The following is a 15,257-nucleotide window of genomic DNA, read 5'->3' as shown; positions in this document are numbered from 1 at the left end:
TTCATTTTGCAGCATGTATAATATATTTTTGGTAAAAAATATAATGCATAAAAAATATAATATATGTGTATATAAGAATTCTTAAGTCTTTATAATGATTTGTATAATAAAAATAAACTGTTATAATTATTATATATAATATAAATAATTAATAAAAATCTGTGTATGTGTGATGATTTAGTCATTACTATAAACAATGATTCTAAGTAAGTAAGAAGGAAAAAATAAATCTATAGAAAATTATAATATTTAAGGCATTAGTAGAATTTGAAATATTAAAGTATGGCTAAAGTTTTTGATATTAAATATAAATGATAAAAGCTATAAGCTGTAATAAGCCGTAAAAAGAATAAATTTATATTCCGATAATGTATATTATGTTAACTTATGCATGTTATTTTTTATAGACTTTATTATGATATTGATAATAAACCCAATGATATAGTTATCACTATACCAATATATACTAAAGGGTTTACATGATTTTCCATTTTTAATTTCTTAAAGTTATTATGTTTTTATAATAAATAAAAAAGTTAAAAACTCAATACATAATATTTATACAAGCAATTTTATTAACAATTGAAGTTTTTTATATATTATAGTATAATATATCATTAATAAAGAAAAATAAATACAAAATTACGGATATGCACTAATGAAAAAAATAATACTTTTTTTAATATTAAGTTTAATAATTATATCATGCAAAAATGACGGCGGATCTATATACGCTATGGAAAAAAGATATAAGAATTTTCTCAATATACTTCCAACTGATATAAGGAATGATTATACTTTAGAATCTGATAAATATGGTAATATGTATAAAGAATGGATTAATGAGTTCAATACTTGGACTGAAAATATACTAAATACAGAAGCCCAAATAGAACAAGAAATATCAGCAAGGATCACACCAGACAAGATAGAATATGCCCTAGAAACTTTAACAAGTAAAGACTATGAGAGAAATCTTCCCGTAGAACTTATGTCTAAGGTAAAGGCACATACAGATGAATTATCCTTAAAAATAGAAGAATTAGAAAAAGATGAGGCTTTCTCTAATAGTATGATAAAACTAAAAAAAGATGAAGCTGTAGAAAACTTTGCTACAAAAGATACTATATTTTACTATGTTTGGAACTATTTAATAACAATAGACAGACCAAGACGTTTTCAGTGATATTGATTTTTATTATTTAGGCCTAATACTTTGCTAATTATTATTTTAGGTTATTTTCTTATAGGAATTTGCTATTATCATAAAATAATAAAAATATATTTCCTGAAATTACATAGTATAAATATTAATGTATTATTATTACTCATAGCAGTAATATATCTTATTTATTGCAGCCGTATATTTTTAAAATATGTACTATGTTAATATAATTTGTTTTACTTATAATATTTGTAAATAATACTTAGTGAAATTTTATTATTTAAAGTATTTCAGTATTATACCCTAGCCTAACTTAATTACATTCTTTTTGATTTTTTATTTTAAAAAACTTATTGTTATATTACATTACTTCAAAAAACAAAAATATTCAAGAATTGCCTAAAAAACTGCTTCCTATTCTAACCATATTTGAACCATGCTTTATGGCTAACTCATAGTCCGATGACATGCCCATTGAAAGAATTGATAAAGTATTATCATATTTTTTATTTATTTCCTTATATATTATGTTAAGTTTTTCAAATTCTTCCTCTATAATATTAGTATCTTCAGTATCTTTTCCTATTGCCATTAATCCTTTTACTGATACATTACTCATTTTTATAATATTCTCATATACTCCTATATATTCATCTGCTCTAAATCCGCCCTTCTGATCTTCATCGCTTATATTGAACTGAAGCAGTATATTTTGTATTTTATTATTTTTTAATGCTTCTTTATTTATACATTCTGCTATCTCTATAGAATCTACACTCTGTATTAAATCCGCATTTTTTACTATGTATTTTACTTTATTGCTTTGTATGCGTCCTATAAAGTGCCATTTTACATTATCTTTTATTTTACCTATATCCCCTACTCTATCTCTCAAACTTTGTGCCCTACTCTCTGCCAATGGCAAGTTTATATTTAATGATAAAAACTCTTTTATTGTTTCAATAGAAGAATATTTACTTACTGCTACTAAAGTTACATCATAATTTATATTATACTTTTCTTTTACTCTGTTAATATTATCTTCTATCAAATTATATCTTTTTAAAATTTCATCTCTGTTCATAATAAAATGTCCGCAAATAAATACCTTGTCTTATTATAAATCTTTTTATTTTTTTTTTCAATAAAGCAGAATTTTATCAAAATACTATACAGTAATACATATATTAATAATAAATAAAATAGTAAAGCAAAATTATAAAAATACGATTTATTATATATTGAAATTTTATCTGATTCATGTTAAGTTAACATAATATATTAAAAATAAATTATGGAGAAAAATAAATGAGAGTTCAAGACAGAAGAAATAGAGAGATGAATTTAAACAGTATACTTATGACTTCACAAGATTCTTCAATGGCTTCCTCTATGAAAGTAGCTGTATCATCATCTCCATTTGCAACAATGCTTGAAGAAGAAAAAGAAATAAAAAGATACTCTTATGAATTAGATGAATTAAAAAGACAAATATACGATGCTGGAAACATGCTAGAAAAAAGTGCCAATATAAAAGATTTTCAAAAATTTAGAGATTTGATAAGATCATTAACAGACAAATTAGTAAAAGATGCATACAGGATAAGAATAGTATCATCATACATGAGAAGAGGACGCGAATATCAGGTTGTTTCAAAAATTAATGAGGAACTTGATTCATTATATAAATTAATTATGACAGAACAGAAAAACCATATAGCCATAGCAAATAAGGTTATGAGACTCAAAGGTTTAGTATTAGATTTAATGTCATGAATATACTAGCATTCGATACAGTATCTACTAGCTTTTCTATAGCTATTCAAAAAGAAGATGGCTCAATAATAGAATACAATAAAGAAGATGTTAGAAATCATAATGAGGAAATACTGCCTGTTTTAGATAACTTTTTAAAAGTAAATAATTTTTCATTGGATAAAATAGGTTGTATTGTATTGGGGATTGGTCCTGGATCTTTTACTGCATTGAGAATAGCATTTGCAACAGTAAAAACAATTTGCTATACTAAAAATATTCCTATAGTTGGAATTTCAAGTTTAGAAACTTTATATGAAAATATTTCTGAAAAAGAAGGTATAAAAGCTGCTATGATAGATGCCAGAAAAGGCAGTATCTATGCCAATATATATAATAGTAGTAGTAGAAAAATAATAGAAAATACCGACCTCACCTATCAGCAGTTTATAGACATAATTAACTCCATTGACAGTTCAGATAAAAATATTACTTTATGCGGAGATGGATTTTATAAAAATCAAGATTATTTTAAAGAAAATTTAAAAGACTATAAAATAAATAACTTAGATAAATCATTCAATATAATAAGAGCTTCTAATAGTATAAAATTATCAATACCAAGAATAAAATCCAATAACTTTGATAATATTTTCAATTTGCTGCCTTTATATCTAAGAAATAGCGAAGCTGAAAATAAAAAGAATAAATGAAAAATTATATAATTCCTTTTAATTATTAAAAATATATAAAAAATATACGATAATTATTGCGATATATGAAAAATATATCTTGACTTCAGAAAAAATATTGTTATTATATATATGTATTATAATATATTTGTAAAATAATTGTTGGAGTTTGAAAGTGAGAAAATTGCAATCCTTGAAAGTAAAAATACCATTTTTTGTAATGCTGCTTGTTACTGTAATGACAATTATATTGGTTACACTTCTTATTAGAATAGGTTCTCAAGGTATTAGAAGTTCTGCCATATTTGGATTTGAATCTACTACCAAAGTATATGCTAGAATGATAAATGTATGGCTAGAACAGTCAATATATACATCTGAAGCCATAAGCAGAGGATATCCTCAATTAATAACATTCCTTCAAGATAGAACGCCTGAAAATAGGGTTGCTCTTGAAACAAGTCTTAAAAATGTTGTGGCAAATAATAATAATATACAAGGTATTGTAGTATTAGATTCTAACGGTAGTGTGGTATCCGATAGTTTGGATGGAAAGGTTGTTAATTCTCCAAATACAAGAAATTTTGGAGGAACAGCTGTATGGCAAAAGGTTATGTCAGGTCAATCTTCGGTACTTCCTACAGTAGATCCTTCCCCTGCTGATAATACAAAATATGTAGTAAAGATTTTTTCACCTATAAAAAATGCATCCGGAAATGTGGTTGGGGCAATATCAACAATGATAGATTGGTTGGGTTTTATAGATAAGGAATTAAATCTTGTAAAATTTGGAAATACTGGACACCCATTTATTGTGGACCCTGACAGATGGGTTATAGCAGATCCTATCCCTTCACATGTTAGAAGCGAAGTTTTAAGAAATGCTGATTATATACAATATGCTGTTGCAAATGAATCCGGATATTATGAGTTTAAATCTCCTTTCAATGGCAAAGACTCTATAGCTACTTTTTATAAGGAACCTGTTTCAGGCTGGTCTGTTGTTATGAGTATAGAATCTGATGAGTTGTTTGCACATATAAATGCTATGAAAAAATATGCCATTATCGGTACAATAGCTATACTTGTTATAGCTTCTATAGTTATAGTGTTCTACATAAGTAAAATAACAACTATACTTCATGTTTTATCAGTAGATTTAACTAGTCTTTCAAAAGGTGATCTTAGTTGGTCTACTCCTCCTGGGTTTGAAAAAAGAAAAGATGAATTTGGTGAGATTGCTGTTGCTTTAATAAATATTTTGGATCAATTAAATGAGAAGGTTAGAATAGTATATGACAGTGCCTATACTGTAAAAGCATCTGCTAATGAAGTGGCACAAGGTAATATAGATTTATCAAATAGAACTGAAAATCAGGCTTCAGGACTTGAAGAAACAGCTTCTTCTATGGAGGAAATTGCTTCTACAATAAAATCTTCTGCTGAACATACTTTAGAAGGTAATAATATGATGATCACTTCTAAAAAAGCTATTGAAGAGGCTGGAAGAATTATAGAAGAAAGTACACAGAATATTGAAGCAGTATATGAATCAAGTTCTAAAATTAGTGCTATTACTAAAATAATTGAAGATATAGCGTTCCAAACTAATATACTTGCTCTTAATGCTGCAGTAGAAGCTGCCAGAGCCGGAGAACAAGGAAGAGGTTTTGCTGTTGTTGCTTCTGAAGTTAGAAACTTAGCTCAAACTACTCAAACTTCAGTTAAAGATATTACTACTTTAGTTGCTGATTCCGAAGAAAAAATTGCTGCTGCTACAGAGACTGCAAGAGAATCTAAAGAAATATTCCAAAATTTGAGAGTTCAAATAGAGGAAACAGCAAAAATTATGCAGGATTTAAGCTCTACTGCTATGGAACAGCAGGCTGGTGTTGATCAAGTTAATATAGCTATTACTCAAATGGATATGACTACTCAGCAAAATGCTGCTTTAGTAGAGGAATCTACTGCTGCATCTGAGGCTTTATTCTCACAAGCTGAAGAATTGGTAACTGCTATGGAATTCTTCAAATTAAGAGGCTCTAATACTAAAAAGAATATAACACAAGTAGAAAGAAAAAAATCTTCTCCAACTACAGATACAAAAGCAGTTCAAGAAAATAAACCTGCTTCATCAAAATCAAGCTCTGCTCCTAAGGCTTCAAAACCAGAGTTAAAAAGCCCTATTAAAAAACATCATGAAGAAAAAATGCCTCAAACTCCTCCTAAAACAGTAAAAGACAATGAATTTGGAAATACATTTGATACTTCTAAAGATACTTCCGATGGTTTTGAATCATTTTAATCTTTATTAAATAAAAATAAAAAAGCGATAGAAAAAATTCTATCGCTTTTTTATTTTAATATTTCAAATTGCTTTAACTATTTCTTGTACTATATTATCAAAATTATTATCTTCACATTTTATAGATACTACTTTATTTTCATCTATACTAAGTCTGTATGCCCTATCATAATAGTAAAGCATATTAAGTACGCATTCATATATCTTTCCATTATTAAGCAGCTCTAGAGATTCTTTTAATCTTTCTCCTCCTAAACGCTTTCTTATTTTTATAATAGATTCTTTAAGATCTTCAATATCATATTCTCCGTATGTATTAACAATATATTCAGCTCGGTATTCTTTTGGTATATCTAAATATATGATTTTTTGAGCTTCTCTCATCTTATTAAATAAAGATTTAGGTATTGCCCTTCTGCCTATAAGAAGACTTTCATCTTCAAACCAAATTGTAGAATTAATATCATACTTTAATAGTTCATAAGATAAATTATTTTCAAACTGTTCCTGAGATGGCTGTTCTCCCTCATTTATCCACCCAAATGCAGAACCTTTATGTTTTGCTATTTTTTCTAAATCTATTACATTATACCCAATAGCTTTTAATTTATTTAATATCAATGTTTTTCCGCTTCCTGTTTTTCCTGTAAGCAAATATATTTTATAATCTCTTTCAAATGAAGATAGTACATAGTTCCTATATCTTTTATATCCGCCTTTCAGCATATAAACATCGTATCCATAATTTGAACAAAGCCAAGCTGTAGATTCGCTTCGCATTCCGCCTCTGAAACAATGCATAAGTATTTTATTTGTAGAATTATATTTTTTTCCTATTTCATCTATAGATTTTAATATATCAGTCATTCTAACTGATACATACTCCAATCCTTTTAATATGGCTTCTTTTCTTCCTATTTTTTTATATATAGTGCCTACATCTTTTCTTTCTTCATCATTGAATAAGTATACATTATATGCATTTGGAATATGTGCATGATTATATTCTATTGGAGAGCGTACATCTATAATAGGTAATTCATCATAATTTGCCAATTTTAAAAATTCTTCTATATCAATAACTTTAACCATAATAACCTCTTATATTATTATGATGAATATCATATAGAAAAACTTAAAAAAGTAAAGACATTAATTTATGACATAACTATATAAAAACCAATAATGAGAAAAAGAACCCATTAATACAAATATATGAAAAATATCATGAGTAAATTGCTTAGTTTTATCATTGCATTTTTTACCCAAAGCATATAGAAAAGCTCCTATAGTATAGAATATTCCTCCCCATATAAGCCAATTTAAATGCATAATATCAAATCTATTCATTAAAGGTTTGAAAGCAAATATAATTATCCAACCCATCAATATATATAAAATAAGCCTCAAAACTATATTTTTATATTTTATTACCGTATTAGATAATATTCCTATTGAAGCACAAGACCATATAACTGATAATATTGGTATGCCTATATTTTTTGGCAGTGAAAATATACAAACAGGAGTATAAGTGGCAGCAATAAAGACATATATTCCTATATGATCAAATTTTCTGAATATCTGTTTGACATTGCCGTTAGGAAAGAAATGATATAAAGAACTGAATGTATACAAAAATATTATTCCAACTCCATAAATAATTATTGGTATAGGATTCATTTTTATTTTAATAAGCATTAGAATAAGTCCTGCAATACCAAGCAAAGCACCTATTCCATGAGATATTGCAGAGTACAACTCCCCTATTTTTTTTGATTTATGATATTTATTTTGTATATCAATATAAACAGCACTTTTCTCCATATACATTCTCCTAATTTATATATTTATAATTTTAATGAATAAATAAAAAATATAAATGGAAAAAAATAACTATATTATTATATTATTACTAGCATATTATAACTATTCAATAAAATTAATAATACATTTAATACTTATATTAGAATAATCTTCCTATAATCTCTAAATTATTCCAATCAATTTCATGCTCCATAGGTATAGGATATGAATTCCAATCTACATTTATAGCTGGTATCCATTCTTTACCCATTCCGTAACCATTTTTTCTAAGCCAATGGGATAATCTGTCTTTATAATCTTCTCCATAAGTTTTTGCTATATATAAATTACCTGATTTGAATGCTAATCCTATAGGCAAATAAATACTTCTGTCAGAAAATGTACTATTAAAATAATAATTCATATATAGTATAGAGTAATCATTTTTCTTTAAAGCATCTTCATATAAATTGAGTGAGGGCAGACTTTCTATAATATAACTTTTTAATGTAGAATTTTTATAATAAAATGCTTCATCTGGATCTTTCATCAGAAATAATTTATATTTTATTTTTGATTTATAACCATATACAATATAAGCCAAGTCGGCATTTTTATCAAATCTATAAATATTTTGATAAATATCTGATGATGATTTATTAGCTACATATTCTTTCCAATATGATGCATTATTATTTAGGTAAATTTCCGGTGCAGTTAAACATGATATCATAAAAAAAAACAATGGAAAGAATAAAAATAATTTCATAATGAACTGCATATATATTATTAAGATTATATCATATACTATATGAAATATTTAGCAACTAATTTTAGAATTTAATAATTGATATTTTTTACATTATTATTAAAAATAATACTTGCAATAATATCAACTTAAAAATAAAATATAGTAACTTTAAATATTATAATTTATTGTAATTAATCGGAGTATTATATAAATGATAAAAAATATAGCTCATATAAAGTTCAGAGGATCCAATATAGGTAAATTTGAGCATTTGCATATAGAAAATATAAAAGTAAAAGATACATGTGTTATAGAAACAGATGAAGGAATAGAAATAGGACATGTACTAAATTTTGAGGATATAGATTCAGATTTATTGGAAGAGGATAATAATACAAATTCTGATAATGCATCAGAAAATAATGAAGATATACAAGAAGAAAATGAAACTATTAATGAAGATGAGATATCTGAAGAATTAAAAGACATTGCTGCTAAAGAAGAAAATAATCATATAAAAACTAAAAATAATAAAAATAAAATATTTAATATTTTAAGAATAGCAGATGAAAAAGATTTAGAACAATATAAAATTAATGTGGAAGATGCAGCTGAAGCTTTCAAGATATGTAAAGAGAAAGTAAATAATCATAATTTAGATTTAAAATTAATAAGCTCTTATTATTTTTTGGACAGAGCTAAACTTTTATTTGAATTTATAGCTGAGGAGAGAATAGATTTTAGAGAATTAGTTAAGGATCTGGCAGCACATTTCAAAACTAGAATAGAATTAAGACAAATAGGCGTAAGAGATGAGGCTAGGTCTATAGGCGGATGCGGAATATGCGGAAGAGAATTATGCTGTAAAGTAATAAAAGGAAAATTTGAAACTATAACAATAAAAATGGCAAAAGAACAGGGTATGCTTTTAAATACAATGAAAATATCAGGACAATGCGGAAGGCTTATGTGCTGTCTTGCTCATGAGTATAAGGCTTATTGTTCTCTTAAAAAAGATTTGCCTAAAGTAGGAACCAAATTAGTATTTAATAATGTACCGGCTGTTATAAAGGAATTAAATCCTTTAAATAAAAAATTATTAATAGAAACAGAGGATAAAAGGCTTATATATATTAGTGTGAGTGATTTAAAAGCAAATGAGGAAGGTTTCTTAATAGCTAATATTAAAGCAGAATAAAAATATTTTATAATATTATAATTTTAACTAAGCTAATATGTACAGGCAGGTAATTTAATTTATTTAAGTAAGGCACTTACCTGCTAGAAATAATAAAAAATTAAATGGAGATTAAAATATGTCAAAAAAAGTTATGTTAAGCGGGATACAGCCGACAGGTTCTCTTCATATTGGTAATTATCTTGGGGCTTTAAAGAATTGGGTTGATATACTTAATGATTATTATGGATTCTTTTGTATTGTTGATTATCATGCTATAACTATTGAATATGATGTTTCTCAAATGCAAAAAAGAATAATAGAGGCTGCTATTGAATATTTGGCATGCGGTCTTGATCCAAATAAATGTTCTATATTCGTACAATCTGATGTAAGGGCACATACAGAACTTGCTTGGATATTTAATTCTATTATACCTGTGGCAGAGCTTGAAAGAATGACTCAGTATAAGGATAAATCAAGAAAGAATGCTGAAAATATTAATGCAGCATTATTAACCTACCCTTCTTTAATGGCTGCTGATATTTTGCTTTATCACCCCGATATAGTACCTGTTGGAGAAGATCAGGAACAGCATGTAGAGCTTACAAGAATGATAGTGAGAAAGTTTAATAACAGATACGGTGAATATTTTAAAGAGCCTAATACTTATCATGGAAAAGTATTAAGAATATTGGGTTTAGACGGACAAAATAAAATGAGTAAGTCTTTAAATAATCATATAGCATTATCTTTAACTGCTGAAGAAACAGAAAAATTGATAATGCAGAAAGCTATGACAGATACAAACAGAAAGCTTAAAACTGATGCCGGTAATCCTGATATATGTAATGTTTACAGTTATCATAAAATATTTTCAAGCGAAGAAGAGCAAAAAGAAATATGTGAAAGCTGTAAAAATGCCTCTATAGGATGTGTACAATGTAAAAGAATGCTTGCTAAAAACATTAATGATGAATTAATGCCTATAAGAGAAAATATCAATAAATACTCTAATGATAAAGATTATGTTTATGATGTACTTAAACAAGGAGCAAAAAATGCTTCTGAAGTGGCTGAAAAAACATTGTATGAAGTAAGAAATTTAATGGGTTTAGTTGACGATAAAAGAAAATAATCTAAAAAAGGGACTTATATATAAGTCCCTTTTTTAAAAACTTAATCGCTTATCTTTTTAAAATATATCTATTAATGTTTTCTACATGTTCTTCATAAGTAACCGAAAATGCATGTTTTCCTGTTCCATCAGCAACAAAGAAAATATAATCAGTATCAGCGGGATCTAATGCTGCTTCTATAGCCTTAGCACCAGATGAACATATAGGTCCTGGAGGAAGACCTGTGTTTTTATATGTATTATAAGGATGCTCCATACGAAGGTCAGCATATTTAAGATTTGGTTTTTCTATATAATCACCTTTTACTAATGTCATAGCATATATTGTTGTAGGGTCTGCCTCTAGTCTTTTGTCAATATTTAATCTGTTATAGTATACTGAAGATATAAGCTTAGGATCATCTAAAGGTCCCATCTCTTTTTCTACTATTGATGCCATAGTAAGCACTTCATGTACATTTCTGCCAATTTTTTTTGCTCTTTCCTCTAAGTCAGGAAATTGTTTAAAAAGTGAATCTATCATATAAGTAACTAATACTTTAGTAGGATTGCCTTTAACTATATAATATGTAGATGGGAATATGTAGCCTTCAACACTGTCAGAAGGAATATTGTATTTTTGTAATATTTCTTTGTCATGACATACTTCTAAAAATTCTTTTTTTGTAGTAAAGCCTTGATCTTCAAGATAAGTACCTATCTCATAAATATTCTTTCCTTCAGCAATAGTAAGTCTTACCATAGCTTGTTTTCCGCTATTAAGATGCTTCATGATGTCTATCATACTCATATTTCTATTAACTTCATAATATCCGCTTAGAAGTTTTCTGTCATATTTTAAATATTTTGCAAATACTACAAAGATTTTAGAATTTCTAATAAGTCCCTGCAATTCTAATTTTTTAGCTATTGTAGAAGCACCCTCACCTTGTTTTATTTCAAAGTATACTTTTTCATCATCTCCGCCGACAGGACTAATCATATACTGAATGAATGCCGCAGATGAAGCTGATATCACAGCAACAATAATAATTAATATAATAAATAACTTTTTCATAATTTTCTCATTTTATGTTATATAATTATTTTTCTATATTTGTATGTATATCATTTATAGATATTTCTTTTTCTTCTCCGCTATCCATATTTTTTAATTTGCACATTCCTCTTTTGAATTCATCTTCTCCAAGAACAACAGCATATTTAGCATTTCTTTTGTTAGCGGATTTGAATTGACTTCTAATGGATTTAACAGCGAAATCATAATCACAGCTTATATTATTAGCTCTTAAAGACTGCATTACTTTTAAAACTTCATTTTCAGTTTCTTTAAATGCCACAATAAAAGCATCAAGCCTTTCAGTTATAATATTACTCTGATTTTCTAGTACAAGTAAAAGCCTTTCAATACCCATAGCACTTCCTACAGCAGGAACATCTTTTCCATTATTAAATATACCTATGAGATTATCATATCTTCCGCCGCCAAGTATAGCACTTTGGGCACCTAAAGCATTTGTTTGAACTTCAAAAGCAGTTTTTGTATAATAATCAAGTCCTCTTACAAGCATACTATCAACAGTAAATTGCTGCCCTATTCTTGTAAGTTCTTCACATAATTTATCAAAATGCTCTTTACACTCATCACATACATAATCATAGAATTTTGGTATATCTTTTATGGTTTCCTTACATTTTTCATTTTTACAGTCCAATATTCTTAATATATTACCCTCATATCTTTTTTGACATGTTTCGCAAAGATGATCTTTTCTGCTTCCAATAGCCTCTTTTAATGCATTATTATAAGAGGGCTTACACTTAGAACAGCCTACAGTATTTATTAGAAGGTTTACATTATTAATACCAAATTCTTTTAATACATTTATATTAAGAAGTATAATTTCAGCATCTATTAAAGGAGATGAATTTCCAATACACTCAACTCCAAATTGATTAAATTCCCTGTATCTTCCCTTTTGAGGACGCTCTGCTCTATACATAGTTCCCAAATAAAATAATTTATTTATAGCAAACTCATTTTGCATAGAGTTTTCAACATAAGCACGAGCCACAGAAGCAGTACCTTCAGGCCTTAATGTTAGAGATCTTCCTCCTCTATCTTCAAATGTAAACATCTCTTTTCCTACAATATCAGTACCCTCTCCTATTCCTCTTGTAAAAAGATCTGTATACTCAAATAAAGGCGTTCTTATTCTGCCGTATCCGTAAAGTTTTACTATATTTTTTATTTTATTTTCTATATATTCAAGCCTTTTAGAAGAATCATAGAAAAAATCGTTTGTACCTCTAGGTTTTTTTATCTCCAACATATTCACTAATCCTAATTATTTTATTTTTTAATTTAAAACTTCCTGAGTTTTGCTGCTTCCTGCTTTATATACATTATTTGGCGGATCATATATAGGTTTTGAATTCCTAACTGCTCTAATTCCTGTTATTCTTTCCTCATAAGAAGGCATAACTGACAAATCTTTAAACATTGTAGAAGAATAATCTAATATTTGAGTATCGGCAGGTTTTGATGAAAGTATTTTTGAAAATTCAGCTAATTTAGCATCATCTGCCGTACCTATTCTGCTTCTCCAATAAATAACAGTAGGATAATATCTATGATCTTCAGTTAAAGAAGAACCTACTTCAGCAAACATTTTATCAGCTTCATATAAATTATTATAAGCAAATAGATTAACAGCACCTAAATAAAGTCTTGTTCTCATTAAGAGATTAGAATTATCTTTTTTATTGTAAGCAAATGTTAAATCTGATTTGGCCTGAGCAGCAAATTCAGAGGATATTCTTCCTTCATTTAAAAATCTTGAATAATATGCAACTCCTCTATAGTATGCGTATTCTTCTACAGATATTCCCATATATTCATTATAAGGATTTGTATTAAACCATTCTGTTGCTACTTTGGCAGGTCTTGATAATACTTCTCTTATTATGTTTCTTGTGTTTTCAGCATTCCCATCATATTTATTAACAGGAGTATTTTCTTTTCCTACTGTTAAAGAAACATCTTCTTTCTTTTCCTCTTTGACTAATTCTTCTTTTATTTCTTCTTTTAGTTCGTTTATATCATTTGCTGTATTATGATCTTCTATTATTATAGAAAATAGATTATATTTATCCTTTTCAACTTTCACAGCATTGGTATATAATTTATCAGCAAAAGATATATAAGCTTCATACATCCCTTCAGAAACCTCTATAACAAAATTAGTAGAAACTTCAGTATTAAATGAATAATCTTCTATATTAACATTTATAGGACCATTATTAGGATTTTTATCTATTAAAATAGTTAATGGATATAAGGTTTCATTTCTAGTTTCTATATTTGTAGGTTCTGGAATATCTTTTTGTTCCTTTGTTCCTCTTAGTATATTAGTTTTATATTCAATAGTTTCAGGATCATTTATAACTATTTCATCTACTATTTCTTTTTCTATTGAATGTATTTTTCTATTTGAAGGGTATTCAGGAGTTATTTCACTTTTAGCTATATCCTGAAGCTCATCTAATTCCTCTTTTTCCTCCGGTTCTATTTCAGTTTGTACTAAATCCATTTCAGCATTTTCATTTTTTTCTATTTCTTTTTCTATTTCATCAATATTCTTGGCAGGAGAATATCTTTCAAAAGTATCGAATTTCTGTGCAGTAAATACAGAAAGACCTTCTTCTTCCGGAAGTATAGGAATAGAGTTTTTAATTAATGTATAAACATCCATATTAGAAGTAGTCCATTCATAAACTTTCTGAGTCATATTTTCAGGAGATTGCAATTTTTTCATCATTTCATTTATAGTTTTATTTTCACCTGAAAAATAGTCATATATTTTATTATTTGGATTTTTTGACAGTATATTCAAAGTTTCATAATAGCTTTCATAAACCATCGGAGTAATATAACTTAAATACATGCTCCAATATATTGCTGTAGGATAGTGCGGATTTGAAGTTGTACAATTATCAGCATAGTATTTAAATATCCTTGCAGGAAGTTCTTTGTCGCCAGGTAATATAGTAAGTATTCCGCCTAAATATAGGAAAGCTCTATCATTATAAGAATATACAGGGTCATTAGGAAGTTCTAAAGCCTTTCTAAAATCGCTTGCTGCCCTATTAACTTCTGTTCTGGCACTTCCAAATTTTACAAATGATAAATATCTGCTTACTCCCCTATAGAAATCAAATACATATTCATTTACACCATATTCATCAGAATAAGAATTTTTCTTAAACCAATCTATAGATTTTTTAGGAGATTTATTTTGTAAATCTTCTATATAATCTGGGAATGTTATGCCATTTTGAGAAAATAGCGGGAAATATAGCAGCAATAAAAATGCAATAACTTTTTTCATTGTTATCTCCGAATATTTTTTAACTATTCTTTAAAATATCGACATCTGTTAAAAAACTTAAGATATTTTACTATAAA

The 15,257-nt window shown here is 27.2% G+C and carries 13 protein-coding genes; 6 read left to right on the top strand and 7 right to left on the bottom strand.

Going from position 1 to position 15,257, the window contains the following annotated elements:
* Positions 1–658 precede the first annotated feature (658 nt).
* Entirely contained in the window at positions 659–1,186 is a 528-nt protein-coding gene (locus BFL38_RS10770) for a hypothetical protein (protein WP_069727040.1), read from the top strand.
* A gap of 367 nt (positions 1,187–1,553) precedes the next feature.
* Here BFL38_RS10770 and BFL38_RS10765 read toward each other — a convergent pair whose 3' ends face one another.
* The gene (locus BFL38_RS10765) at positions 1,554–2,249 is read right to left on the bottom strand and encodes a YggS family pyridoxal phosphate-dependent enzyme (RefSeq protein WP_069727039.1); all 696 of its coding nucleotides are present in this window, start codon (positions 2,247–2,249) and stop codon (positions 1,554–1,556) included.
* Positions 2,250–2,473: 224 nt separating this feature from the next.
* Here BFL38_RS10765 and BFL38_RS10760 point away from each other — a divergent pair, with 224 nt between their 5' ends.
* From BFL38_RS10760 to BFL38_RS10750, 3 genes are all read left to right on the top strand, one after another.
* On the top strand, positions 2,474–2,941 hold the full coding sequence (locus BFL38_RS10760) for a YaaR family protein (RefSeq protein WP_069727038.1): 468 nt from the start codon (positions 2,474–2,476) through the stop codon (positions 2,939–2,941).
* Positions 2,938–3,633, top strand: a complete 696-nt coding sequence (tsaB, locus tag BFL38_RS10755) for a tRNA (adenosine(37)-N6)-threonylcarbamoyltransferase complex dimerization subunit type 1 TsaB (RefSeq protein ID WP_069727037.1) — start codon at positions 2,938–2,940, stop codon at positions 3,631–3,633. The genes BFL38_RS10760 and tsaB overlap by 4 nt, the downstream gene beginning before the upstream one ends.
* A gap of 154 nt (positions 3,634–3,787) precedes the next feature.
* A complete protein-coding gene (locus tag BFL38_RS10750; RefSeq protein WP_069727036.1) occupies positions 3,788–5,917 on the top strand; it encodes a methyl-accepting chemotaxis protein in 2,130 nt (709 codons plus the stop codon).
* 63 nt (positions 5,918–5,980) lie between these two features.
* Here the strand turns inward: BFL38_RS10750 and mnmH are convergent, their stop codons facing one another.
* From mnmH to BFL38_RS10735, 3 genes are all read right to left on the bottom strand, one after another.
* Positions 5,981–7,009 (bottom strand): tRNA 2-selenouridine(34) synthase MnmH, encoded by a 1,029-nt coding sequence (gene mnmH / locus BFL38_RS10745; protein WP_069727035.1) that lies wholly within the window; start codon positions 7,007–7,009, stop codon positions 5,981–5,983.
* 60 nt (positions 7,010–7,069) lie between these two features.
* Positions 7,070–7,744: a PAQR family membrane homeostasis protein TrhA gene (trhA, locus tag BFL38_RS10740; RefSeq protein ID WP_069727034.1), complete on the bottom strand. Its 675-nt coding sequence runs from the start codon at positions 7,742–7,744 to the stop codon at positions 7,070–7,072.
* Between the two features lie 139 nt (positions 7,745–7,883).
* The gene (locus BFL38_RS10735) at positions 7,884–8,492 is read right to left on the bottom strand and encodes a hypothetical protein (protein WP_069727033.1); all 609 of its coding nucleotides are present in this window, start codon (positions 8,490–8,492) and stop codon (positions 7,884–7,886) included.
* Positions 8,493–8,685: 193 nt separating this feature from the next.
* Between BFL38_RS10735 and BFL38_RS10730 the strand changes: the two genes are divergently transcribed.
* Positions 8,686–9,672, top strand: a complete 987-nt coding sequence (locus BFL38_RS10730; RefSeq protein WP_069727032.1) for a PSP1 domain-containing protein — start codon at positions 8,686–8,688, stop codon at positions 9,670–9,672.
* Positions 9,673–9,790: 118 nt separating this feature from the next.
* Positions 9,791–10,789, top strand: a complete 999-nt coding sequence (trpS, locus tag BFL38_RS10725) for a tryptophan--tRNA ligase (RefSeq protein WP_069727031.1) — start codon at positions 9,791–9,793, stop codon at positions 10,787–10,789.
* Between the two features lie 49 nt (positions 10,790–10,838).
* On the opposite strand, the gene mltG is transcribed toward trpS, so the two are convergent.
* Genes mltG through BFL38_RS10710 form a run of 3 tightly spaced genes read right to left on the bottom strand, consistent with a single transcriptional unit; the run spans position 10,839 to position 15,180 of the window.
* Positions 10,839–11,846, bottom strand: a complete 1,008-nt coding sequence (gene mltG / locus BFL38_RS10720; RefSeq protein WP_069727030.1) for an endolytic transglycosylase MltG — start codon at positions 11,844–11,846, stop codon at positions 10,839–10,841.
* Between the two features lie 25 nt (positions 11,847–11,871).
* A complete protein-coding gene (gene hisS / locus BFL38_RS10715; RefSeq protein ID WP_069727029.1) occupies positions 11,872–13,122 on the bottom strand; it encodes a histidine--tRNA ligase in 1,251 nt (416 codons plus the stop codon).
* 27 nt (positions 13,123–13,149) lie between these two features.
* Positions 13,150–15,180, bottom strand: coding sequence for a hypothetical protein (locus tag BFL38_RS10710; RefSeq protein ID WP_069727028.1), 2,031 nt, complete (start codon positions 15,178–15,180; stop codon positions 13,150–13,152).
* Positions 15,181–15,257: the final 77 nt, after the last annotated feature.

Source organism: Brachyspira hampsonii (assembly GCF_001746205.1).
In the GTDB taxonomy this organism is placed as follows: Bacteria; Spirochaetota; Brachyspiria; order Brachyspirales; family Brachyspiraceae; genus Brachyspira; species Brachyspira hampsonii_B.
This window is presented reverse-complemented; position numbering and strand designations above follow the sequence as displayed.